The sequence below is a fragment of the Bacillus sp. FSL K6-2971 genome (assembly GCF_038006405.1).
GTDB lineage: Bacteria > Bacillota > Bacilli > Bacillales > Bacillaceae > Bacillus > Bacillus pumilus.
The window spans coordinates 53,758-77,301 of sequence record NZ_JBBOVD010000001.1 but is presented as its reverse complement, the minus strand read 5'-3'; the positions used below and the strand labels follow the sequence as shown (position 1 = coordinate 77,301).

The 23,544-nt window shown below is 42.1% G+C and carries 23 protein-coding genes, 2 tRNA genes and 1 pseudogene; all 26 read right to left on the bottom strand.

Annotated features, from left to right (window positions below; translation table 11 throughout):
* Window positions 1–26 precede the first annotated feature (26 nt).
* Window positions 27–1,034 (bottom strand): protein kinase domain-containing protein, encoded by a 1,008-nt coding sequence (locus MHI33_RS00410; protein WP_034665743.1) that lies wholly within the window; start codon window positions 1,032–1,034, stop codon window positions 27–29.
* A complete protein-coding gene (locus MHI33_RS00405; protein ID WP_003217969.1) occupies window positions 1,018–1,752 on the bottom strand; it encodes a vWA domain-containing protein in 735 nt (244 codons plus the stop codon). The genes MHI33_RS00410 and MHI33_RS00405 overlap by 17 nt, the downstream gene beginning before the upstream one ends.
* Before the next feature lie 77 nt (window positions 1,753–1,829).
* Window positions 1,830–4,313 (bottom strand): stage II sporulation protein E, encoded by a 2,484-nt coding sequence (spoIIE, locus tag MHI33_RS00400; RefSeq protein ID WP_340908281.1) that lies wholly within the window; start codon window positions 4,311–4,313, stop codon window positions 1,830–1,832.
* Window positions 4,314–4,517: 204 nt separating this feature from the next.
* Window positions 4,518–4,589, bottom strand: a tRNA-Glu gene (locus MHI33_RS00395).
* 26 nt (window positions 4,590–4,615) lie between these two features.
* Window positions 4,616–4,689, bottom strand: a tRNA-Met gene (locus tag MHI33_RS00390).
* Window positions 4,690–4,866: 177 nt separating this feature from the next.
* On the bottom strand, window positions 4,867–5,262 hold the full coding sequence (locus MHI33_RS00385) for a S1 domain-containing RNA-binding protein (protein WP_044140403.1): 396 nt from the start codon (window positions 5,260–5,262) through the stop codon (window positions 4,867–4,869).
* Between the two features lie 82 nt (window positions 5,263–5,344).
* Entirely contained in the window at window positions 5,345–5,719 is a 375-nt protein-coding gene (locus MHI33_RS00380; protein ID WP_003217952.1) for an FtsB family cell division protein, read from the bottom strand.
* A gap of 18 nt (window positions 5,720–5,737) precedes the next feature.
* Window positions 5,738–6,376, bottom strand: coding sequence for a spore cortex biosynthesis protein YabQ (yabQ, locus tag MHI33_RS00375; RefSeq protein WP_003217942.1), 639 nt, complete (start codon window positions 6,374–6,376; stop codon window positions 5,738–5,740).
* Entirely contained in the window at window positions 6,373–6,681 is a 309-nt protein-coding gene (gene yabP, locus MHI33_RS00370; RefSeq protein ID WP_003217974.1) for a sporulation protein YabP, read from the bottom strand. The genes yabQ and yabP overlap by 4 nt, the downstream gene beginning before the upstream one ends.
* 74 nt (window positions 6,682–6,755) lie before the next feature.
* A complete protein-coding gene (locus MHI33_RS00365) occupies window positions 6,756–7,016 on the bottom strand; it encodes an RNA-binding S4 domain-containing protein (RefSeq protein WP_003217975.1) in 261 nt (86 codons plus the stop codon).
* Complete coding sequence (mazG, locus tag MHI33_RS00360; RefSeq protein WP_217013149.1) at window positions 7,013–8,497, bottom strand: nucleoside triphosphate pyrophosphohydrolase; 1,485 nt, start codon at window positions 8,495–8,497, stop codon at window positions 7,013–7,015. Before mazG ends, MHI33_RS00365 begins: the two co-directional genes overlap by 4 nt.
* Complete coding sequence (locus MHI33_RS00355) at window positions 8,487–10,091, bottom strand: putative polysaccharide biosynthesis protein (protein ID WP_217013150.1); 1,605 nt, start codon at window positions 10,089–10,091, stop codon at window positions 8,487–8,489. Before MHI33_RS00355 ends, mazG begins: the two co-directional genes overlap by 11 nt.
* A gap of 193 nt (window positions 10,092–10,284) precedes the next feature.
* On the bottom strand, window positions 10,285–10,821 hold the full coding sequence (gene spoVT, locus MHI33_RS00350; RefSeq protein ID WP_003217990.1) for a stage V sporulation protein T: 537 nt from the start codon (window positions 10,819–10,821) through the stop codon (window positions 10,285–10,287).
* Between the two features lie 139 nt (window positions 10,822–10,960).
* Entirely contained in the window at window positions 10,961–14,494 is a 3,534-nt protein-coding gene (gene mfd, locus MHI33_RS00345; protein WP_113768767.1) for a transcription-repair coupling factor, read from the bottom strand.
* A gap of 67 nt (window positions 14,495–14,561) precedes the next feature.
* Window positions 14,562–14,792 (bottom strand): anti-sigma-F factor Fin family protein, encoded by a 231-nt coding sequence (locus MHI33_RS00340; protein ID WP_003217967.1) that lies wholly within the window; start codon window positions 14,790–14,792, stop codon window positions 14,562–14,564.
* Window positions 14,793–14,847: 55 nt separating this feature from the next.
* Complete coding sequence (gene pth / locus MHI33_RS00335) at window positions 14,848–15,414, bottom strand: aminoacyl-tRNA hydrolase (protein WP_044140398.1); 567 nt, start codon at window positions 15,412–15,414, stop codon at window positions 14,848–14,850.
* 139 nt (window positions 15,415–15,553) lie between these two features.
* Entirely contained in the window at window positions 15,554–16,180 is a 627-nt protein-coding gene (locus MHI33_RS00330) for a 50S ribosomal protein L25/general stress protein Ctc (RefSeq protein ID WP_217013151.1), read from the bottom strand.
* A gap of 137 nt (window positions 16,181–16,317) precedes the next feature.
* Window positions 16,318–17,271 (bottom strand): ribose-phosphate diphosphokinase, encoded by a 954-nt coding sequence (locus tag MHI33_RS00325; RefSeq protein ID WP_003217907.1) that lies wholly within the window; start codon window positions 17,269–17,271, stop codon window positions 16,318–16,320.
* A 22-nt stretch (window positions 17,272–17,293) separates the two neighbouring features.
* On the bottom strand, window positions 17,294–18,664 hold the full coding sequence (gene glmU, locus MHI33_RS00320; protein WP_065097659.1) for a bifunctional UDP-N-acetylglucosamine diphosphorylase/glucosamine-1-phosphate N-acetyltransferase GlmU: 1,371 nt from the start codon (window positions 18,662–18,664) through the stop codon (window positions 17,294–17,296).
* Window positions 18,665–18,874: 210 nt separating this feature from the next.
* Complete coding sequence (gene spoVG, locus MHI33_RS00315) at window positions 18,875–19,171, bottom strand: septation regulator SpoVG (RefSeq protein WP_034324487.1); 297 nt, start codon at window positions 19,169–19,171, stop codon at window positions 18,875–18,877.
* A 225-nt stretch (window positions 19,172–19,396) separates the two neighbouring features.
* Window positions 19,397–19,774, bottom strand: a complete 378-nt coding sequence (gene ridA / locus MHI33_RS00310; protein WP_003217959.1) for a 2-iminobutanoate/2-iminopropanoate deaminase — start codon at window positions 19,772–19,774, stop codon at window positions 19,397–19,399.
* A 37-nt stretch (window positions 19,775–19,811) separates the two neighbouring features.
* Entirely contained in the window at window positions 19,812–20,645 is an 834-nt protein-coding gene (gene purR / locus MHI33_RS00305; protein ID WP_113768769.1) for a pur operon repressor, read from the bottom strand.
* A 55-nt stretch (window positions 20,646–20,700) separates the two neighbouring features.
* Window positions 20,701–21,570 carry a 4-(cytidine 5'-diphospho)-2-C-methyl-D-erythritol kinase gene (gene ispE / locus MHI33_RS00300; RefSeq protein WP_044140396.1) on the bottom strand — a complete coding sequence of 290 codons (870 nt, stop codon included), beginning with the start codon at window positions 21,568–21,570 and terminating at the stop codon, window positions 20,701–20,703.
* Window positions 21,571–21,719: 149 nt separating this feature from the next.
* A pseudogene (locus tag MHI33_RS00295) lies at window positions 21,720–21,901 on the bottom strand (small, acid-soluble spore protein, alpha/beta type).
* A 163-nt stretch (window positions 21,902–22,064) separates the two neighbouring features.
* Window positions 22,065–22,322: a biofilm formation stimulator Veg gene (gene veg / locus MHI33_RS00290; protein ID WP_003217979.1), complete on the bottom strand. Its 258-nt coding sequence runs from the start codon at window positions 22,320–22,322 to the stop codon at window positions 22,065–22,067.
* A gap of 213 nt (window positions 22,323–22,535) precedes the next feature.
* The gene (gene yabG, locus MHI33_RS00285; protein WP_034620903.1) at window positions 22,536–23,420 is read right to left on the bottom strand and encodes a sporulation peptidase YabG; all 885 of its coding nucleotides are present in this window, start codon (window positions 23,418–23,420) and stop codon (window positions 22,536–22,538) included.
* Window positions 23,421–23,544 lie beyond the last annotated feature (124 nt).

Sequence of the window (23,544 nt, the reverse complement as noted above, 5' to 3'; positions counted from 1 at the left end):
AGATGAAGCCTGCTTTTTTACAGGGTCTATAGCAGGAACAAAACTACATATGCACAGTAAAGAGCAAGTACACTGCACACGATAAGAACAGTTTCAAAAAGCCCACCTGATTTTTTGCGTACTGGTGTTCTTTTTGCTGCTGCAACTCTCGATCGTGAAGTCACCTGTTGATTTTGTTGAACAGCGGGCTTTTGCCCGTTTTTTTGCTGCTGCTTCTTTTGACTCGCTTTTCTTGAAGCGATCAGCTGTCCTTCTTTCAGCATCGCACTCTTCATAGCCGCCGCTGATTGATATTTACCTTGTAGAGCAGCCTTTAACACCCTTTCATATCGCTTTAATAAAGGATGTCCTTCAATGGCTCTGTAAAGCTGCTTTTCCGGTTCTGCTCCTTTTTTGAATTCTTTCTTATACGCACAGTTCACCATCACCATGCTTAAGGCAAACAGATCATAAGATGGCTCTGCCTTTCTTGTGCCAAATCCCCAATAGCCTCGATCAAAAAACTCGGTATATTCCTTGATTGCCCTGCCTGCTTTTGTCGTTCCTCCTACATCAATGCACCGAATCGCGGCCGGTGGACCTGACACGATGAGATTATCTGGCTTCAAGTCACCAAAAATCCAGCCTTCTTGATGTAAATGAGCCAGGTTAGATAAAAGCTGAACCATTAAAACAACGATCCACTCATCACCTTTTTGTTTTACAAATTCAAGCAGTAATGGGCCTCTGACATACTCCATCACATAAAAGGAACGCTTTTGAAGCATGCCGGGATAAATCGCATCATCCATATCATAAAAAGAAGGCCCCATGGTTTTCACAGGAGCCTTAGAAAAGGATTTTAATACATTGACTTCAGATGCAATGAGCATACTGTCATCACTCACTTTAAGGGCTACTTGACCATTTGGCGATTCTGCTAGATAGACAATACCGTTCGCCCCTTTTCCTAGCTCTTTTACAATGCGGTAATGATGGTGATGCCATTTCCCTTGAATCACCGTGCCTAACGGAATGTTAGAAGCCGAATTCATCATGCTCTTCCTTTGCTTCAAGCAGCCCTTTACGTGAACGAACTGATTTGAAATGCTGGAGTGCTTCTCGAAGCGCTGGTCCAGTTGGAGTAATTCCTCCCGTGGTCAGTTTCGGGAAAATAGATGACAGTGAATCGAATCGAGGCGTCCAATTCAACACAATTTCAGCATCTGAGTTTTTCCCGGGAAATATACACATCCCAAACTGATTTTCACCAATTCTTGAATTTAAACTAATGGAGAGGTCAATGAGTGCTTCTTTAACGGTAGGCAGCTTCGGTTTCATACTTGCACTTGTATCAACAAGCACAAGTACTTGAAGGTGAACCGTCTCTCCTAACTCATCGACTACTTCCATCACTTCCCCACGCTTATCAGGCGGAAGCTCTTCAATTTCAGTATCTTTGCCAAGTATTTGCTGCAATTCTTTATTCACAACACCTTGTAAAGTTTGTGTCATCGCTTTTTTTGTAACCATTTGTACCGTTTGAGATAACTGCTGGACGTAGACAACTTGATGAATGCCCCCACCTGCGAGGGCAATCCCCTCGACTTCTTTCATTGCTTCATGATCGTGTCTGTTTTCCTCCATAATGCCAATGACATTGACTGTAATCCCTTGTTCCTTTGCCAATGAGGCAATCGCAAGTGGATCTTCCCCGTGATTTGAGCAGCCATCTGTAATCAATAAGATTTGGTTTACGTGACCTTTTCGCATCTTCATTCCTCCTGGGATCGTAACTGAATGCTTTATATCCCCATCATCGCCAGAAGAAATTCATATTATACGATATTTCAAGAAATCTCTTGTTTCTCAAGATAGAATGTCCCCGTCGGAATAGATGCCCATTTTGGTGTATTGTGATCAAGCCTGATGACAACAACCGTCATATCGTCGTCGATTTGACCCGATCTTGTTCGAATGACCTCTTCCATTAATAGATCAGCAATCTCTTGCGGATCTTCTGTTTTAAAGCTTTTCATTTTGCGCTTCACCCAAAGATCATGATTTTCAATATGCTTTGGTCCTTCAAAAATGCCATCACTCATCATAATCAGCAGATCTCCTGCTTTCATCTGTTCACTCACAACTTCCACTTCAAATTCATCAATAATCCCAATCGGTAAGTTGCTCGCTTGTACCTTCATCACCTGATCACCCCGTTTAATAAAACTGGGTGTTGAACCGATCTTAAGGAATTTACAGCTCGCATCCTGTAAATCAATAATGGATAAATCTAATGTTGAATAGATTTCATCTGTCGTTCGTAAAGATAAAATACTATTAATGGTTTTGATCGCCACTTTTTCATTGATACCTGATGCCAATATTTTTTCTAACAGCTTAATCGTTTCATTGCTTTCAAAATGAGCCCTTGCTCCATTGCCCATTCCATCACTAATAGCCGCGGCATATTTGCCCGCACCCAGCTCCATCATGCTGTAGCTGTCTCCAGACACTAATCCTCCGCCTTTTGCTGCATGCGCTACGCCTGTAGCCACTCGATATGATTTTGCAGAGCCAAATACAACGTGGCAATAGCCTGTTGGGTGCTCTGCACACTGCTCTGCTTTGACTAAAATCTGTTCTTCTAAAATATCTGAGAGCATAGGGGCGATGATTTTTTCACATTCACCATGTCCTTGGCAATATGGGATTCTCATTTCAATATCGACATTCCCCTGCTCCAAGCTATAAATTTCTACTTGCTGAATTTCAATTCCAAAGTGCTGAAGTGCTTCTATCATCTGCTCTTCTTGAATAAAATGCTGTTCTCTTTCCCGTTTTATTTCCCGGGAAAAATCCTCCATCACTTGTGAGACACCCATCAGTTGTTCAGCTACTAGTCGTCTGCTGTCTTGGACTTTTTTCTTCAGAGTCTGGTTGGCTTTATAGTAAGCGATCTCCTCTTCAATCAATTCCTCGACATGTTTTGATTTTGAGCAGTGCTGGCTAAATTTCTTCTTCAATTTCCGGTTTTGCTCGTAGGTTTTTTCATCAGATTCATGCATAACTTGTTTCATCAGTTCATAGGTTGTATCAAAGTTCTGCACCCAGCATTTATTTTTCTTATAGCACGTTTGACAGGATCGTTCTGTGATCGTACTTAAAAAAAGATCTACATCCTCTTCCTGTTTCTTTTCTTCAGGAATGGAATCGTAAAATGTCGCAAAACTCTCAGACAGCGCATGAAATACGTTAGAAAATTGATCTACCTTTTTTGCTGTCACATCTCGTACTTTCCGGGCGTATTGCTGCTGTTCCTGTACATGCTCTACCGTACCAGGAATATATTTCGCTACCTTAGAGGTCACTGATTGTGGCGTGAGCAAGAAGAGCGCAACCGCAATCAGTGATTCATATAGCGTGGTTATGAGTCCTGCTGATCCTTCTCCGTACAAGGAAATAAGTAAGGAACCCACAATTAAGCCAATGGCTGCGCCTGCTTTCTTCCCCTCTTTCAGCAATCCCCCTAATAAACCTGAAAAGGCAAGAAGACTCATCTGATAAAGGTTTCCGATGTTAGCGAGACCGAGAATTAATCCAGTCACGACACCCACTGTACAACCAATACTCGCTCCTCCAATAAAGGCAAAGCTCAGCACTACATATCGTGACAAAATATGCTCTGCCTGCATTCCTTGAAATGTGATGCCAGCCAGACCTGTTAAAACTGAGGCAATTAATATCATAAAGCAAATAATTTCTTCAACCTTTAAGGAGTGTTTGATTTTCCTGACTGTAAAAATCGGCATGCTTTGAAGGAAAATCAGTGTCAAAATGAAGGCAAGTCCTGCTTCGACACCCGCCATGACGTAATCGTAGCTTTGCACAGCACCTTGCTCTAGGTAAACAAATGCTCCTCTGGTGATCAGCATTGACAGCACAATGACAACCGGCAATGTTTTCACTGGGTCTTTTATGATGAAAGAAACCACCTTGGACATAAGAAGGAATACGATCAGCGACGCAAACACAAACAATGCATTTTGAGGTGATATCGTCATGGCTCCAGCAAGTAAAGCGAGACAAGCAAGCATGGACTTATCTCTTTTGATAAGCAGCATGGAGCCAAAGAAAGGCAGAGCAAACGGCATAATTTCAGATAATATAAAGGCTCGTCCTAATAAAAAACCAAGAACGACATAAATAAACCCTCTATAGAAAAAAAGAGAATGCGTATGATGAAGAAACAGGTTTTTCATCTTTTTTAACCCTGCACTGATTCTTTCAAACCCCGCTCCTGTTAAATCAGTTCTTCTTTCTAGTTTTTCCATCTTTTCATCCCCCACCTGATATTCGTTGCTTGTCATTATAGCGAAGGTGAAAAAGAAATTTTGTCAAAAGAAGTTGTCGTTTCCATAAAACGTTCGACGCTTTATTCGTCAAAGAGGCATACTTTCTTGAAAGTCGATGTCTTTCATCAGAATTTTACGAAGACACAAAAAACCAGCTTTCCTAAAGAAAGCTGTTTTCGAAGATGACCCGTACGGGATTCGAACCCGTGTTACCGCCGTGAAAGGGCGGTGTCTTAACCGCTTGACCAACGGGCCTTGCTTTTATGTTCTAATAAAAAGGATAGCGGCGGAGGGGATCGAACCCCCGACCTCACGGGTATGAACCGTACGCTCTAGCCAGCTGAGCTACACCGCCATAATAAAAATGCGCTAAGAAGCACAAGATCTATAATACAAAGGAATCGCTTGTCCGTCAATAGGAAGTTTTAAATTAAATGACGAAATCTCAAAAAATGTCGTATGGATCAAGAAAAAAAGCACCTGCGGACAGCAGGTGCTTTGTTGTGAAAGATATATAGAAAGCAGCAACAAGTTAACCTCTTCTTGCTCCGCGTCCCCCACGTTTTGATTCCGTGTTACGTTTTAAAGATGTTAAGCGGTCTTCACTATCTTTTAAGAATTTGTTCATTTTTTGCTCAAACGATTCCTTTGGACGGAAATCATTTCTGACCGGTCTTGATTGTTGTTGAGGACGATCTTTTGCTTTTTTAATGGACAAGCCGATTTTACCGTCTTTTTCAACGTTAATCACTTTCACTTCAACTTGTTCACCGACTTTTAAATGCTCATTAATATCTTTTACATAGTTATCGGCTACCTCACTGATATGAACGAGACCAGTTGAACCGCCTGGCAACTCCACAAAAGCTCCAAAATTTGTAATGCCCGTAACTTTCCCTTGTAACTTGCTGCCAACTTCAATCGACATAAAAAAAGTGCTCCTCCTTAGACTTATAAAAAAATCTCATTTGTTCAATTATACATAAACTGAATTTTAAGTGTCAACAAGGCTAATCGCTCTTATTGCCCACATCAAAGATTTTTTCGCCTTTTTTGGACATATAATAGTCTCGTCGTGCCAGTTCGAGTACGTATTCCTTGCTTTTCAGCTTTTTAATTTCATCAGAAATATCTTCCTGCTTTGTTTGTAATTGCTTTAATTCTTTTTCGAGCGCAACCTTCTTCTCTTCTTTTTCCTTTAATGAGGACGATTGCGACCAGAGGGCACTTGTTACCAAGACAGCAAACATGAGCACGATCACACCAAACACAGTAAGCCTTCTAAGGAGTCCTCGGCGTTTGCGTTTTAAGCGCTGTGCTTGCTGTTCCATTTGTTTTTGGTAATCATTTTGAATTTGTGCGATATTTCTTTTTCTCTTGTTCAAGGTTGAAGGCCTCCTCTCTTACTTTGTCCAGAATTGTTTCCATTTCGTTTTGATGGTACCAGATAATTTCTTGGTCCCTTGTAAAATTCCTGCTCCTTTAGAGAAAAACAATCTCATTGATGTTCGCCATTTTTCGGGAATCCGATGAATAATGGTCACATTAAGTAACCAGATGAGCGGATAACAAACAATGGACAGCACCTTCCACACGAGCCGAAACGTAAAACGAACAAGACGTAAGAGCGAGTGGAACAAGAACAGTATAACACTTATGACCATTGTGACAATCCAACGGATCGGCTGGAAGACGATCGACATGACCAGCCTTTTAAGGATGAGAACGGTTTGATAAATACACATCGTGATAAACTTGAGAATATTCATATACAGCTGTTTCATCAATGCCTGATACATCGAGAAACCTAGTGCAACGGCTAGAAAGATATAAAGCCTGAATTCTCCCTCATTTGTCAGCAGCAGAACATAAAAGAATAAGAGACCCTGTACCAGCCAAAAAAGGAGATCATGTATAATCAAAAGCCATTTTGCTGTCTTTTCCCGATTCACAAACAGCTTGTACGTATCAAGCGATGCGCCCAGCCAGATGCCCATCGCTACCATCGAAAGCATCGTATAAAACTGGACTGTCAGCGTCATTTAAACAGCTTGCTAAAAAACCCTTTAGCTTTCTCCCCGTGCTGCTCATCTACATAAATTAAGTCAAAGACACGTCCTTTAATCGACACAACGCCTTTTTCGACGTCTAGGTTTTTCATTTGCAGATTTTCTCCGCGGATAGCGAGAATTCCCATGACCGTCTCAAGCAGAAATTCTTCATTATCAAAGCTTTCCACCTGTTTGACGCCGGTAATATCTAAATGCTTTCTGTTTCGCATTGTGATATTGTGTTCCGCTTCTGATGACAGCTTCGTGCCTTGAGGTTGATTATAATATTGATTCATTTATACATCCCCCATATCTCATACTTGCATTGTTACTGCATTGTATGTGACAGGAGGATCATTTAGAACAAGCCCTATTCTGCTGTTTTTTCTTCTTTTAGCACAGTATACATGCCAGCGGCTTCTTCTTTTTTCGTCGTGTCCTTTAACTCATTGACTTGAACCGTCACAAGTTTTTGACCAAAACGGATTTTAAGCTCGTCTCCTTCTTTCACGTCAGAGCTGGCTTTCGCCTGTGTGCCGTTAATAGAAATTCTGCCTTGATCAGCTACTTCTTTTGCCAATGTTCTTCTTTTGATTAAACGGGACACTTTTAAAAATTTATCTAATCTCATGTATGCTCACCTCTTTCTATACGTTTGGCATCGTTCCATAGATCGTCCATTTCCTCTAGCGTTAAGTCCTCTAATGAACGTCCCATGTCCTTTGCTTTTTGTTCAATATGCTGAAAGCGTCGCATGAATTTTGTGTTGGCGGAAGCGAGCGCCGTTTCAGGCTCTAGCTGATAGAACCTTCCAATGTTGACGAGAACAAACAAAAGATCTCCAAATTCGTCTTTCATCTGCTTCGTTGCACTTTCGTCCGGCTTCTCTGCCACTTCAACGAGAAATTCCTGCTTTTCTTCTTCGTATTTGTTCCAAATATCTTTCACATCTGTCCAATCAAAGCCTACTTTGGCGGCTTTCTTTTGGAGCTTATATGCCTTTGTTAATGCTGGAAGCGTCGCCGGGATGGATTGCAACATAGAGGCTGCCCGCTCCGGCTTCTCCTGCTGCTTGATTTTTTCCCAGTTGACGACCACTTCTTCTGCTTCAGACACATTTGTGTCGCCAAACACATGGGGATGTCTACGAACCATTTTTTCTGTGACATGCTGGATGACGTCATCAATTGAGAAAAAGCCGTCATCTTCACCAATTTGAGCATGAAGTAACACCTGCAGCATCACATCTCCGAGCTCTTCCACCATATGGTCTGGATCATCTTCATCTATCGCTTCAAGCAGTTCATAGCATTCTTCAATTAAATAGGGTTTGAGTGACTCATTGGTTTGTTTTTGATCCCATGGACAGCCGCCCGGACCTCTTAATGTACGGATGACGTCACGGAAGGTGTCAAATTGTTGATAAAGCAGCTTTTCATCTTGAATCGGAGGCACATAAACACTCGTTAAGTTATTTATCGACACATCTCGATCAAGTTCAAATAAAGGAACGGCAGTAATCTGTTCCAGGCTGCTTCCAGCCGCCGTCACAATATAGACTTCATAATCGTCTGGAAGCTTTTCCATCAGCGTGAGTTTCACATTCGAAGCGGTGATCTGATCATATACCTGACAAATGAGGACATGCTGGGTCAATTTCAGATCGTCCGCTCTCATATCTCCTGCATCAACGAATTGGAATCCCTCGATTGGGTCGATCTGCAAGGAGTTAAACGTCGCATCCAAAAAGCTTTGTCCACCAGCAACAGACACCTCAATCCCGCGCTCTTGCTGTTGAGAAACTAATAGCTGGACGGTCTTTTCTGCGACAAATGGGTGACCTGGTACTGCGTACACAATCTCCTTTTCCGCAGCCTCTGCAAATAAAATTTCCGTGATTTCCTGATAGACCGAATCAAACTGATCGTGCTTTTCATAAATTTCATCAAAAAAGGTCAGCGATGGGACCTCCTGCATCAACTCTGCGGTAAGCGGATGGTCCTGCGTTCTCATAAATACTTCTTTCGCCTGCGTCAGCTGCTTGTATACACCGAGCGTCAGCTGATCCATGTCGCCTGCCCCAAGACCGACGACGGTAATCTTACCTGCCATTTTGATTCCCTCTCATCTGTTTAAAATATAAAATCTTTTCTCCTAATGGAATGAGTCTCCATTCCTCGTCCGTAAATACTTCTAGCTTAAGAATACTATATAAAAAGGCGAAACCACCAATAAAAACTGACGTCAGGCTCTCTAAAACGGAAAAAGGACGTTTTTCAAAGGGAATGACCCAAGAAAACAGTGCCTGATACCCTATTAAGACGATGGCCATGAAAGCGGCCGATAAAAGAATTTTCACTGGAAACAGCTCTCTCAACGAAATCCATCCTTTATACCTCAAATAAACGGCATTGAGCAGAGCGGCAGCGAGGAAACCGCACACGGTTGACCATGCCGCACCATAGATGCCAAATAGCGGCACAAGTGCAAGCGTGAGTATCCATTTCACCAGCACACTGAGAATCACCACAACAGCCGGATACACAGTATGCCCGAGACCTTGAAGTAAAGCTGCTTGCGTAATCGCTATCGATGTAAATGCGATGGAAATACAGAATATTTGCAGCGCATCGGTACCTAAATCATTACGAAAAAGCATGGTATTGACTGGCGAAAGAATACAAATCAGCCCAACTGCTGAACCAATCCCTAAAACCGACGTGGTTTTAAACGATGTACATACTTTTTGCCTGATCGCTTCATGCTCTCCATTCCTCATGGCCGCTGATAAAAATGGCACAAGAGAGGTCCCGATGCTAATGGCAAACACTGTCCCTAGCTGTAAAAACGGCTGCCCTCGGTCATACACACCTTTTGCCGCCTTTGCCGCGGCTTCACTCAGTCCCTCACTGCGCAGCAACGCATACAGATGAAAGGCATCAATCATTTGCATCCATAAAATGAGCAGTCCGCTGACACAAATCGTGAATGTATACAGCACCAAACTCTTCAAAACATCCTTTTTCCGAAGTGTCGCCTGCTTAACTGTCATAGGTGCAGAAGACTGTTTTCGGTAAGTCAGCCAAAGAAAAAGAAGTAGTACAAGCGAGGACGCGCTTCCCACTATGGAGGAGAAGACCGCACCCGCACCCGTTTCATAAAGCGAATAACCGTGCCTGACGAAATAGAAGGATAAAACAAGCAGGACGCCTACCCTGATGAGCTGCTCAACCAATTGAGAAACAGCCGTTGGAAGCATCATACCGTCACTCTGAAAAACGCCTCTCAGCATCACGGTAAGCGGCAGGAATAAAAACACGAAAGCACTCATTTGGATGAGCAGGATTAATTGACTGTCCGCCATAAGGCTCGCAATTCTACCTGCCCCTATGTAAAGACAAAGAAATAAGACCAGGCTCAGTAAAGTGATATAGACCAAAGATACCCTTGTAATGATCCTTCGATTTTCTTCCCCATGCTCACTCAGAAGCTTGGACACCATGACAGGAAACCCTGTGGTGCCGAGCATGATCGCAATACCAAGGAAGGGGTACACTTGCTGATAAATATAAAACCCTGTGTCTCCTACGATGTTCTGGAACGGAACACGATAAACGGCACTTAGTACCTTTGATAACAAGCCTGCGATGGTCAAAATCACCGCACCTTGGAAAAGCCAATGCGGCTGATTCACAGCATTTTTCATGGATGACTCCTTTAAAAATAGATCTACAGTTAAACGCACTCATTATATCATACGTGAATGAAAAGCCGTTTCTTTCTAAGGAGTAGACGGCATATTCCCCGTTTTGTTTCATTCCATATAAAAAACGCCGACAAAATCAAATGATTTCATCGGCATTCTTTCGTTTCATCAAAATGATATAGAATTATTAGACCTAGTGTTCCATTTGACGGGCTAAGAAGCCAGCTGCTGTTTCTGCCGCTTTATGCTCCACTTCCCCCATTGAACGCTCTTTAGAAAATAAGACGACGGCGCCAATCGGATCTCCGTTTGCAACAATAGGTGCAATGGTATAAGCAGATACGTCATCATCAATACCATCGACAAGTTGAATTTCTTTTTTGCTTTCTTCTAATACAGAATTACGCTGGTCCATTGTTCGTTCAAGTAAATCACTGATGGATTTGTTTAAGTACTCTTTTTTCGAACTGCCGGATACAGCAATATACGTATCTCGATCACAAATCAGGATGGAATGACCCAAACTGTCGAATAATGCATCAGCATATTCCTTCGCAAAGTCTCCTAGCTCACTAATCGGCGAATATTTCTTCAAAATGACTTCTCCATCGCGGTCGACGAAAATCTCAAGCGGATCTCCTTCCCGGATGCGCAATGTTCTGCGAATCTCCTTCGGAATAACCACTCTACCTAGATCATCGATGCGACGTACAATTCCAGTTGCTTTCATTCACTGCTGCCTCTCTTTCGTTAGATGATGTGTTGGGTGAATGGAGCAAAAGCGTCCACTTTATGCAACATTCACCACTTGACCCTGAGATTAGTATCCGTCACATCAACCGTAATATACACGAGAGACAAACAAATTTTTATGAAGATGGAATGGTTTCTTTTTTCACATCTTGAAGACCTCGAAGCATATTCAGAACAATATCTAGCCATTCTTCCGTCTTCTTGCCTTTCGTTTGGACAGAAATAATTAGCTTGCTGCCTTCCATTCCTAGGCCAATATCACGGCCATATTTACTGCCGAGGGCAAATAATTTTTGACCGTCGATTTCACTGCTTGCTTGCTCTTCAAGGGTGAGTCTGACAATCCCTTTCTCCATCTTGATCAATTCGACACGTTCCTGCACTGCGTATACTTTCATCGTCGCAATTGTGAACAAGTCCGCCACTTCTTGCGGATATTCACCGAATCGGTCGATCATTTCATCTTGAAGCTCTTTTCTCTCTTCAATTGATCCAATCGCTCTGAATTGTTTATACATCTCGATCTTTTGCTTCCCATCCGAAATGTATGTGTCCGGGATGTAAGCATCGATTTGCAGATCGATTTCCGGTTCGAATTTATCTTGAGCCGTTGTATCGCCTCTTCTTTCTTCAATGGCTTCTTTCAGCATTTGAGAATAGAGGTCGAATCCAACAGAATCAATGAATCCATGCTGCTGTGCACCAAGTAAATTTCCTGCTCCTCGAATCGTTAAATCACGCATCGCAATTTTAAATCCTGATCCGAGCTCTGTGAATTCTTTAATAGCTTGAAGTCTCTTCTCTGCTACTTCAGACAGAACTTTATCTTTTCTATACGTGAAATAAGCATATGCGACACGATTCGAGCGTCCTACTCGTCCTCTTAGCTGGTACAGCTGAGAAAGCCCCATTTTATCGGCATCGTGGACGATGAGCGTGTTCACATTTGGAATGTCGACTCCCGTTTCAATGATGGTGGTACTGACCAATACATCTGATTCACCTTCAAGGAAATTGATCATCACTGATTCCAGCTCGTTCTCACTCATTTTCCCATGTGCATAGCTGACTTTCGCATCTGGAACTAGCATGGAGATTTCATCTGCTTTGCGTTCAATATCCTCGACACGGTTGTACAGGAAGTACACTTGACCACCGCGTGCTAGTTCTCGCTCAATCGCTTCTCTGACTAAAGCGCCATTGTACTCGACCACATAGGTTTGAACAGGGAAACGGTTTTCAGGCGGTGTTTCAATAACCGATAAATCCCGTACGCCAAGCATAGACATATGCAGCGTACGCGGAATTGGCGTAGCCGTTAATGTCAGTACATCGATATTGGCTTTCATCTGTTTAATTTTCTCTTTATGGGTCACACCAAAACGCTGCTCTTCATCAATAATCAACAGACCTAAGTCCTTATAGACAATATCTTTAGAAAGCAAACGATGTGTACCGATAACCATATCTATCGTTCCATTTTTCAACCCTTTTAACGTTTCGGTTGTTTCTTTTCTTGTACGGAAACGGCTCAGCTGAGCAATTTTGACCGGATAGTCTTGGAATCGGTCCATAATCGTGTCAAAATGCTGCTGCGCTAAGATGGTTGTTGGCACAAGCAGAGCAACCTGCTTCCCGTCAGCAATCGCTTTGAAGGCGGCTCGAATCGCCACTTCTGTTTTTCCGTATCCCACATCTCCACAAAGCAGGCGGTCCATTGGACGCTCCCGCTCCATGTCTTGTTTGATTTCATGAATCGAACGGATTTGATCATCTGTTTCCTGGTAAGGGAACGCTGATTCAAACTGGCGCTGCATCTCATGATCAGGTGAGAAGGCATACCCTTTGCTTGCCTCACGTTCTGCATACAGCTTAATGAGATCATCTGCAATGTCCTGAACAGAAGTTTCTACTTTTTTCTTCACGCGTTTCCAGTCACTACCGCCTAGTTTGTACAGCTTTGGTTCTTTACCTTCTGATCCAACATACTTCTGTACCTGATCAATTTGTTCAACCGGTACATAAAGCTTGTCGCTTCCTTGATAATGAATATTTAAATAATCTTTATGAATGCCGCCGATTTCAAGCGTTTCAATTCCTAAATACTTACCGATCCCGTGGTTAATGTGCACCACATAATCGCCGACTTGAAGCTCTGAATAGCTCTTAATTCGCTCTGCATTGGTCAGCTTTTGCTTACGTGCCTGCTTCTTCACACGTTTCTTGAAGAGCTCGCCTTCTGTGATCACGGCAATTTTTGATAACGGCAGTTCAAAGCCTGTTTGCAGCTCACCTTGTAAAATATACACCTGTCCGCTTACAAGCTCTGCGTCCGGCTTGGCAAGAGCAGCTTCAATGTCATAATCATGTAAGACAGAAGACAGTTTGTCTGTCCGTTCTTCATCCGCACCTAAGAAGACAACTGTGTATTGTTGTTTTTTGTAGCGTTCAATTTCACTCGCAAGCACATTCATCTGCCCGTGGAAATTCTGCATTTGCTTACTAGATACATTGACGATATTTTGCGGATTTGTCTGCTGGACATGTCTCAGGAACAAGGAGTAGTACAGAATCGACCGCGATTGCTGATTGATTAGTTGTTGGAACGGGAAAGAAAGGGATAAATCATGAAGAATATTGCCTTCTTCAAGCAGGCTAATTGTCCAATCCACTTCTTCCTGCTCAAGCTGTTCTTCCATCTCCTGAATCCTGCTAATTTCATCTAAAATAATAATCGTATCCTGTGATGTGTAATCTAGCAAACTAGCAGGTTTTTCATAGAAATAGGACAGGTACTTCGTCATTTCCTGTGTCACGATACCTTCTAGCAGCTTCTCTCGATCAGCAGAAATATGTTGATGCAGCAATTCTTTTTGCTGGTCCGAGTTGAATTTCTTTAAGCTCTTCGCAAGTCCTTGATCAAGCTGTTCAATGGCTCTCACTCGTTCAGGCCCTCTCACAATCAGCTCTTTTGCGGGACCGATTTTAATTTCTTGAAGTGTTTCTAATGAACGCTGTGTATCCGAGTGGAACGTTCGAATTGAGTCTACTTCTGTATCAAACAGCTCAATACGAATTGGATGATCTTCCGTTAACGAATAAATATCAATGATTCCTCCGCGCACACTAAAATCTCCGGGCGCAGCAACCATCGACGTCCGGTCATAACCGATTTGTACAAGCTGTTTTGAAAACGCCTCCAAATCAATTTCTTCACCAAGCTTTAAATGGATCTGACTCTCCTTCCAGAGCTCAACTGGCGGAAGCATTCGACGCACCGCAGCAGCCGGGGTGACGATAATGGGGTTTTCTCCATTCGCCAGCCGGTTCAGAACATCTAGACGCTGTGCTCTGAGCTCAGGGCTCGCAACGGCAATTTCTGAAGCAATGAGTTCATTCACAGGATAAAGAAGGACCGAGCGATCTGACAGCACACTGGCAAGATCATCTGTTACCTTCTGCGCTTGATACAAGTTGTGAGTCACAATAAACATCGGCCGCTTAAGTTCGTCTGATATAGCGGCTGTAAATAAAGATCTGACGGAGCCTGATAGTCCGGCGAGCAGCTGTGCTTTTAACCCTTCCTTTAGCCCATTAAAAATGGACTGAAAATCATCACTTTGTTTGATAAATGATTGTATATTTTTCATTTGGCTCCTCCTCCCTGCTTGTTTAAAACAGAAAAACGCTTTGGTCTATTATCTACACCAAAGCTTTTTATTGAATAAAGGTATGATACTGATGGTAATCAGGATTTCTTTCGAGCGCCTCTTGGCAATCCTCACAAATGGTTTGTACATGTAAATCACCATTTTCCCTATAAGAAATCATATCGTTTCTTTCCTCATTTGTTAAGTGATGAAATCCAAGTGCTTCACTTTGAACAGCGGATTCATCTAGACTGCCAACCTTTACACCACAGTGCCGGCAGTAATAATGCAAAGCCATACGTGATCCTCCCATGCTGAGATTTTATGATCAGTATGTGCTTTGCTTATCATTCTTATACCTTTTTGTTAAAATCATTCATCACTTCCAAAAATGGCTTAGTTAAAGCCGCCTCACAAGCTTCGACAGACGCCTGAATGGCTGATGCAATGTCAGGCTGCTCCTCTTCTGAAAAGCGTCCTAGCACGTAATCGACGACCTTCATGCCATTTTGAGGGCGTCCAATGCCGATACGGAATCGATCAAACTCAGGTGACCCTAAATGCTGAATCAACGATTTGATTCCATTATGTCCGCCAGCACTTCCTTTTGTACGCAAACGAATCCGGCCAGTTGGCAAATCAAGATCATCATAGATGACTTTCAAATGTTCAAGAGGAATATCATAGTAATCCATTAGCGGACGCACGCATTCTCCTGATAAGTTCATATATGTAAGCGGCTTTACAAGTAGAACCTTTTGCCCTGAAACAAACCCTGTTCCAAACAGTCCATTGAATTTTGATTGATTTAAAGGGATGTCCCATTTTTTCGATAATTCATCTATTGTCATAAACCCGACGTTATGTCTTGTTTTTTCATATTCTTTTCCTGGATTACCTAATCCAACGAATGCAATCATGAAACCAATAACCTCCTTTGTCACAAAGCACACGCCTAAAAAATGAGCCAATAGGATTGCCTCATGTAAAACGTATGAATTCTTTTCATTCTAGCACAAAAGACGCAACCGCGGGAGGGTTACGTCTCTAAATGCCCAGTTATTCTCCATCGTTATCCTTTTCTTTAATGGCCTCAGGTTCTTTTGGTTCCTCTGCGCTATCTGGTTCAGGAACCTCTGATTGCTGAGGTGGTAAAATGGATGCCACGACTTCTTCTGGATCGTTATTCACTTGATATGATGACTGAACAGACAAATCAGCGACTGTTAGGACATCATTCACTTCTAAGCTTGTAATATCTGCTTCAATATGCTGAGGGATATCTTTTGGTTTCGCTGTAATGGATAGTTCAAATAGTGGCTGCTGAAGCACACCGCCATCTTTAACTCCTTTAGATTCGCCAATCAGCTGTACAGGTACATCTGCTTCAATTTCACGCTGTAAGTCGACTACTTGGAAATCTGCATGGACAAGCTCATTTTTTAGCGGATCTGTTTGTAATTCTGTGACCATCACGGATTTTGTTTCACCGTTCACGTCTAATGTGATGATTGTATTCTTCCCTTCATCACGTAAGGTCTTTAATAAATCGATGCTGTCTAGTGAAACAGCCATGCTTTCTGTATTTTTTCCGTATATGACACCAGGAACGTGTCCTGAATGACGGATTTTTTGCAGTGTGGAACGTTTGAAATCAGTTCTTTTATTTGCTTTTAAAGTTGCCATATTCAGCACCATCCTATTTCATTTTTGTCACTACTCTCATAATTACCCATAACCGAATCATTTTAAACTTATTTGCTGTGAATGATGATAGCAAAAAGACCCCAAGCGGATGCCTAGGGCCTTTTTTAATCAGAAAATTAACTGAAAAGGTAGCTCACAGATTCTTCTTCATGTACACGGATGATGGCTTCTGCAAGCAAAGGCCCAACTGAAAGCGGAATGAATTTTCCAACTTTCTTGTCATCTGTTAAGTGAATACTGTTTGTCACAACTAATTCTTTAATTTTAGAATTTGTGATACGTTCTACTGCTGGTCCAGACAATACTGGGTGAGTACAGCAAGCATATACTTCAGCCGCTCCATTTTCCACAAGTGCATTTGCAGCAAGTGTAATGGTACCAGCTGTATCAATGATATCATCGATGAGAATCGCCGTTTTGCCTTCAATGTTACCAATGATGTTCATCACTTCAGCAACGTTTGGCTTTGGACGACGTTTGTCGATAATTGCGATTGGCGCTTTCAGGCGATCTGCCATTTTACGCGCACGTGTTACACCACCGTGGTCAGGAGACACAACGACGATATCATTCAAGTTTTTCTGTTCGAAATAGTTTGTTAAGATTGGCACAGCCATTAAGTTATCGATTGGAATATCAAAGAAACCTTGGATTTGCGGCGCATGAAGATCAAGTGCAATGACACGTGTAGCACCCGCTGTTTCAAGTAAGTTCGCAAAAAGCTTCGCAGTGATTGGCTCACGAGGTTTTGCCTTACGATCTTGACGTGCATATCCGTAATAAGGGATCACAATATTGACCGTTTTCGCAGAAGCGCGTTTTAGTGCATCTACCATAATGAGCAGCTCCATGATGTGCTCATTCACTGGCGCACTAGTGGATTGAATGACATAACAATCACAGCCACGAATACTTTCTTCAATATTGATTTGGACTTCACCGTCACTAAAGCGTTTAACAGAGCTCTTTCCTACATCAACTCCGATACGATCGGCAATTTCTTTCGCAAGTTCAGGGTTTGAATTCAAAGAGAATATCTTTAAATTCGCATCAGCATAACGATTAGACATGGTAAACCTCCGGGTATTTGGATTATTTTTTATGAATATTTTTCACATAATCTTCTTTATTGACTTGTCTTGCTCTAGCAATAGACAATGCATCCTGCGGTACATCTTCTGTAACCGTTGAACCAGCTGCAACATATGCCCCTTTTCCGACAGTGACTGGTGCCACGAGATTAGAATTACAGCCAATAAAAGCGCCATCTTCAATCTTCGTTAAGAATTTGTTCTTCCCATCATAATTGACTGTAATAGAGCCACAGCCAAGGTTTACATCAGTTCCGACCTCTGCATCTCCAATATAGCTTAGATGAGATGCTTTGCTGCGGTCACCGAAAACCGTTTTCTTGATTTCGACAAAATTCCCGATCTTCACTTCATCGCCAATTTTCGACAACGGGCGAATATGAGCAAACGGCCCAATTGTCACATCGACTCCAACCTCACTATCGCAGACGACAGATTGCTTAATCACTGTGCGGTCTCCGACGATGCTGTCAACAATTTCAGTGTTTGGTCCAATAGTTGCGTCTGCACCGATTTTCACATTCCCTTTGATGACCGTCCCAGGATAAATCATTGTATCTTCACCGATAACTGCATCAGGTGAAATATACGTGTTCTCAGGATCAATCAAGGTCACACCATTCTTCATATGCTGATGATTAATACGTCGCTTCATGAATTGCTCTGCTTGTGATAGAGCGATACGATCATTGACTCCAAGTGTTTCTTCAAAATGCGGTGTTTGATATGCAGCTACTGTTTGCCCTTCATTCTTTAAGATTTCAATGACGTCTGGCAAATAGTATTCGCCCTGTGCATTTTCATTCGACACTTGCTCAATCACACGGAAGAGATCTTCATTTGAAAAACAATAAGTCCCTGTATTAATTTCATTCACTTGACGTTCCGCATCATTCGCATCTTTATGCTCCACAATTTTCACGACAGCACCGGTTTCGTCACGAATAATACGACCATAACCTGTCGGGTCATCCGCATGTGCTGTTAAAATAGTGACTTTCGCTTGATGTTTTTGATGCTCGCTCAACATAGCTTCCATTGTCTCCGCTGTCAATAATGGCGTATCACCACAAATGACAATGGTTGTTCCCTTTTCCTGCGCAAGGAACGACTTTGCTTGTTTGACGGCATGTGCTGTTCCCAGCTGTTCTTCTTGAAGTGCATACTCACTTCTGTCTCCAAGCTGCTCTTTAACGTTCTCTGCTCCATGACCGACAATCGTCACTAGCTTGGCTAAAGAAAGCTTTAACGCTTCATCTGCCACATGCTCGACCATTGGCTTTCCGCAAACTGGATGAAGTACTTTGTATAGCTTTGACTTCATTCTCGTTCCTTTTCCCGCTGCTAAAATCACTGCGAACCGCTTATCCATTGATTGGCCTCCAATATCCCTATTATCCATAGAAAAATATATCCTAAATAAGGACTGATTTCAAGGATACATGAGGAAGTACAATATTTTTCTAACGGATGAAACATATAAGACACATGAAAGACACATGAGGAAAAACGCAAAAAAGACAGCATTTAAAAGAAAACATTCCATTTTCTCTTAAAGCTGTCTTTTTGGTTTTACTTATGGTTAAGAAGCTCCAGCTTCTTCATATTCAATTGTTTCTTCCTCTTCGCCTAAGCGATGATATTCATTTAATACAGCATCTTGGATTTTCCCCCGAGTACCTGAATTAATTGGATGTGCAATATCGCGAAACTCTCCATCAGGCGTGCGTTTGCTAGGCATTGCAACAAACAACCCATTGTTTCCATCAATCACACGAATATCATGAACAACAAATTCGTGGTCCAGCGTGATGGATGCAATCGCCCTCATGCGACCATCGGTATTCACGCGGCGTAATCTTACGTCAGTAACTTCCACAGTAGTTCACCACCTTTTCCCAATATAAAAGCATTACTTAGGTATTCAACGATTGTGGTGATTCTCCTGCTCTTTTTTTAAACTTTTTTTGAAATATCGGGATATTTATACATTTTTTGTCATTTTAGTGACGACGCTTACATTCTTTGCGTGAAAAAAAGACATCATAATGATGTCTTTTCCTGCATATGATGAAACCAAACGGCTTTCGTTAAGATTGCCTGTTTACTTTACTAATGCAATCACTTCAATTTCTACAAGTGCATCCTTAGGAAGTCTTGCTACTTCCACACAAGAACGGGCTGGCTTATGTGTATGGAAATACTCACCGTACACTTCATTTACTTCTGCGAATTGTTCCATATCCTTGATAAAAACTGTTGCTTTCACAACTGTCTCAAAGGAAGCACCTGCTGCTTCAAGTACGGCCTTAAGATTACGGAACACTTGATGAGTTTGTTCTTTAATATCTCCATTTACAAAGTCTCCAGCTGCTGTTAATGGAATCTGCCCGGAGCTGTAAAACATGTTATTGACAATAATCCCTTGAGAGTAAGGTCCAATGGCTGCTGGTGCATGTTTGGTTTGAACAACTTTTGTCATATCAATCTCTCCCATTCAACTACATGTTTATCAACGCTTAAGCTTTCGAATGAAAAAACTCGTGGAAATTGCCTTCATTGATCTCAATGATCTTCTGCTTCATATCAATGGTTGAAAGCTTTAAAAGCGATACATATTCATCAACGAGACGTTCATCTACGCCTTCATCTTCTAAAAGAACACCGATCCCTGCAACATTTGCATTAAATTCCTCAAGCAAATTCACCATGCCGTTAATGGTTCCGCCCGCTTTCATAAAGTCATCAATGATCAGGACATTGGATCCTTTATCTAAGCTTCGCTTTGCAAGTGACATGGTTTGAATTCGATTAGACGAACCTGACGCGTAGTTAATACTTACAGTTGATCCCTCAGTTACTTTATTATCTTTTCTAACGATCACAACCGGCACATTTAAATAACCAGCAACAGAATAGGCAATAGGGATACCCTTTGTCGCAACAGTCATGACGACATCAATCGCACGGTCTGCAAAGATGGTCGCAAATAGCTTACCGATTTTCGCAAGGATTGATGGATTCCCTAAAACATCGGTTAAATATAAATAACCGCCAGGAAGTACACGTTCAGGAGTCGATAGAGCTTCTCCGATATCGTTTACCACGTCGTCTGCTTCTTTTAGGTGAATCTTCGGAATATATTTCACTCCGCCAGCAGCACCAGGTACAGTAAGCAATGTGCCTATTCCCTGCTGTTCGAAGGTCTGTTTGATAATCGTTAAGTCTTCACTAATGGAGGACTTCGCAGATTGATATCTTTCTGCAAAAAAAGTTAACGGTACTAGTGCGTGCGGGTGGGCTAACAAATAATTTGTTAAGTCCACCAATCTGCCGCTTCGACGAAACTTCATGAACTTACCCCCAGAACCCGAATAATTTATGATAAATATAACTTAATATACGGATTTAATCAAGGGCATTTTGTTCGCCGATCATGCGGACAGCGTATACTTGATCACAAAATCCTCTCAGTCCGTTATATATTCTTTGTACCTTCGATTCATATTGAATCAAACCAAATACTGTAGGGCCGCTTCCACTCATTAAAACAGCGTCAGCACCGAAACGCTTCATCTGCCTTTTGATCATATCTACTTCTGGATACATCTTTAATGTCACAGACTCTAGAACGTTTCCGAGTGAGCCGCACATCTCTTTATAATCTTTCGCTTCAATCGCTTCAATCATACGCTTTACATTCGGGTGTTCTACTTTGCTTGCGTCATATTGTCTATAGACTTCTGCTGTAGATACCCCAATCACCGGCTTCGCTAAAATCACCCAGCAATGCGGCGGTGCCGCAATATGCTTCAGCTTTTCTCCACGTCCTGTCGCTAGTGCTGTGCCTCCGTGTACACAAAAGGACACATCTGAGCCGATCTCCGCTCCAAGCTCAGCTAGTTCATCTAACGTGAGGTTTAACTTCCACAAACGATTTAAGCCGCGAAGTGCTGCTGCTGCATCACTGCTGCCTCCAGCTAACCCTGCTGCGACTGGAATTGTTTTTGTGATGACAATGGATACACCTTTTTGAATACCGAACCTTGTTTTAAGTAATTTAGCCGCCTGATAAGCCAAATTACGCTGATCATCAGGCACGAATCGATTATGAGATGATACACGAATTTCATCCTTGTCCAGCTCCGTCAGCTCTAGTCGATCTGCAAGGTCTATTGTTGTCATCACCATCTCCACTTCGTGATATCCATCCGGTCTTTTTCCATGAACATCAAGTGAGAGATTAATTTTCGCCGGTGCTTTTTCTAAAATACGCAAACATTTCACCTACTTCTCCATCTAAACATAAGTATCAATATTGTATCACATTTGATGGATCTGATGAATATAGGCTTTTACGCCGAGCACACTGACTTTTTCATCAAAAAAAGCCAGAGACACCCGAGGTATCCCTGACCGTTTTTCTATCATTGATTCTCATCCTGAGCCATGTGCTGTTGAGCTAATTCAATGGCACGTTTGACCATATTACCTGCGTCACGCGCACGAATCTCTCCCCAGCCTCCATTTTGACGGTATCATAAAATCCAAGATCCTTCGCCAGCTCGTATTTGAACTCATCTGACATAATGCCTCGGCGTCTACCCAAACGAAACAGCCCCTTTAGTCGAGAATTCGAATCAGCGCCACTGCTTGTGTGGCTTTCTTATTTTGTATCGAATCCTTTCTTTTACCCCTTTCAAAAAATGGACAGACTCCCATTCAGAAAAAAAGGCAAAACAAAAAGCAGTAAACAAAAAGTTCACTGCCCATTAATAGGCGACTGAGCTAGCGGTATCATCGAACGTTAATTCGACCGTCTCAGTCAGTATATCTGCATAACTATAAGAAACTCTTTCAAACGAATTCTCATCTTGATCTAATTGAATCACAAATACAGAAGGGTACGTTTCAGCTAAAATGCCCGAACGCTCAATTGTTTTACGGCGGCCCCCGTTAGCCTTTAACGTCAAACGTTTACCTAAGTTACCATCAAGCGATCTTTTGATGTCGGACAAAGTCTTCGCCATTGCATCCACCTCACTGAGATAATTATACAACAACGGCCCGTTTTTGTCAAATAAAAATTAAATTATATCAACGAACACGAGCCATTGTCAACAAAATAATTTTGACAAACTTCTACCTTTTCTTCTCCCTATTTTTCTCAATTTCCGGTGAATTATGTATCCTTTTGCAATTTCTTTTTGAACATAAAAAAAACCAGACTGAAATCAGTCGGGTTATGTCGATTCATGATCTCTTTTATATGGCATACCTACCCTTAGAACACCCTTCGTCTCGATGCCTCCGAGCCCTTTTTCTCTTGTTAATGTATTTCGGAGCACATCCCACACGTTGATTCGATCTACAAATGGAGTGAAGCTGATCTTCGCAACGATATAGACGGGGTCGAGCGCATGGATATTCACACGGGAAGGCGAGCTCGCAAAATTGGCACCTGCTTGGATCAATGATTCGAAATGAGATTGACAGGCACCAGCAAAGATCACAAGCTGATCTAAATGAGGGATTTTCCGTCTGGCTTTTTGAACCGTTTCAACGAAATGCCGAGAATGACGATAGGCACTGATATCATGTACTCCGCCCTTTTGCTTGGAATACGCATCATGTCCTGTGATAACCAATATATCTGGTCGATATTGATCAATTAACGAGTCAATCATGCTTGGCATTTTCTTCTCATGGCAATGCACCCCATACACAGGTACACCAATTCGTTCATATACATCTAAGCATTTCTTTAAGTATGAAGCATCTCCATCTAAATGAAGGACCTTTCCAGGCATGTGAAAATACTGCTCCTGATGCTGATATTGTCCAGAAGTATAATACTCTTGTTTTTCCCGCAGCAGCTGATAATCCTGTCTTAGTAAGTCGAGCGATTCATTGATTTTTCGTTCGTCATTTTTCTCTCTAGTCAGCTGTTCCTCTTTTTGAACCTTGACGAGATCTGACAACTTGGCATCAGCAATCAGCCTCACTTCATTCCCATGCAATATGGCGGTGGCTTCGTGCTGATCGGTCTCATCAATTCGAATGATTCGAAACAAAATATCCATTTGATAGGATGCCCTTGTCACCATATCTCCTATTTGAAATTGCATGCTTTTCACTCCACAATCAGGCTCATATCCTGTTGGTATCGTCTTGCGCTAAATATGTTCGTCTTTCATGGTGCTGTTCTTTCTAACCTATGCCCGAACAAACGAAGTGGTGAAAAACAAAAGA

What these genes read in the sequence shown, in the direction of transcription:
- MHI33_RS00410 (WP_034665743.1), bottom strand. Translation starts at nt 1,034, where the DNA reads ATGAATTCGGCTTCTAACATTCCGTTAGGCACGGTGATTCAAGGGAAA.
- MHI33_RS00405 (WP_003217969.1), bottom strand. Translation starts at nt 1,752, where the DNA reads ATGCGAAAAGGTCACGTAAACCAAATCTTATTGATTACAGATGGCTGC.
- spoIIE (WP_340908281.1), bottom strand. Translation starts at nt 4,313, where the DNA reads ATGGAAAAACTAGAAAGAAGAACTGATTTAACAGGAGCGGGGTTTGAA.
- MHI33_RS00385 (WP_044140403.1), bottom strand. Translation starts at nt 5,262, where the DNA reads ATGTCGATTGAAGTTGGCAGCAAGTTACAAGGGAAAGTTACGGGCATT.
- yabQ (WP_003217942.1), bottom strand. Translation starts at nt 6,376, where the DNA reads ATGACGCTGACAGTCCAGTTTTATACGATGCTTTCGATGGTAGCGATG.
- yabP (WP_003217974.1), bottom strand. Translation starts at nt 6,681, where the DNA reads ATGAATCAATATTATAATCAACCTCAAGGCACGAAGCTGTCATCAGAA.
- MHI33_RS00365 (WP_003217975.1), bottom strand. Translation starts at nt 7,016, where the DNA reads ATGAGATTAGATAAATTTTTAAAAGTGTCCCGTTTAATCAAAAGAAGA.
- mazG (WP_217013149.1), bottom strand. Translation starts at nt 8,497, where the DNA reads ATGGCAGGTAAGATTACCGTCGTCGGTCTTGGGGCAGGCGACATGGAT.
- MHI33_RS00355 (WP_217013150.1), bottom strand. Translation starts at nt 10,091, where the DNA reads ATGAAAAATGCTGTGAATCAGCCGCATTGGCTTTTCCAAGGTGCGGTG.
- spoVT (WP_003217990.1), bottom strand. Translation starts at nt 10,821, where the DNA reads ATGAAAGCAACTGGAATTGTACGTCGCATCGATGATCTAGGTAGAGTG.
- mfd (WP_113768767.1), bottom strand. Translation starts at nt 14,494, where the DNA reads ATGAAAAATATACAATCATTTATCAAACAAAGTGATGATTTTCAGTCC.
- MHI33_RS00340 (WP_003217967.1), bottom strand. Translation starts at nt 14,792, where the DNA reads ATGGCTTTGCATTATTACTGCCGGCACTGTGGTGTAAAGGTTGGCAGT.
- pth (WP_044140398.1), bottom strand. Translation starts at nt 15,414, where the DNA reads ATGATTGCATTCGTTGGATTAGGTAATCCAGGAAAAGAATATGAAAAA.
- MHI33_RS00330 (WP_217013151.1), bottom strand. Translation starts at nt 16,180, where the DNA reads ATGGCAACTTTAAAAGCAAATAAAAGAACTGATTTCAAACGTTCCACA.
- MHI33_RS00325 (WP_003217907.1), bottom strand. Translation starts at nt 17,271, where the DNA reads ATGTCTAATCGTTATGCTGATGCGAATTTAAAGATATTCTCTTTGAAT.
- glmU (WP_065097659.1), bottom strand. Translation starts at nt 18,664, where the DNA reads ATGGATAAGCGGTTCGCAGTGATTTTAGCAGCGGGAAAAGGAACGAGA.
- ridA (WP_003217959.1), bottom strand. Translation starts at nt 19,774, where the DNA reads ATGACAAAAGTTGTTCAAACCAAACATGCACCAGCAGCCATTGGACCT.
- purR (WP_113768769.1), bottom strand. Translation starts at nt 20,645, where the DNA reads ATGAAGTTTCGTCGAAGCGGCAGATTGGTGGACTTAACAAATTATTTG.
- veg (WP_003217979.1), bottom strand. Translation starts at nt 22,322, where the DNA reads ATGGCGAAGACTTTGTCCGACATCAAAAGATCGCTTGATGGTAACTTA.
- yabG (WP_034620903.1), bottom strand. Translation starts at nt 23,420, where the DNA reads ATGCAATTTCAAATAGGAGATATGGTGACAAGGGCATCCTATCAAATG.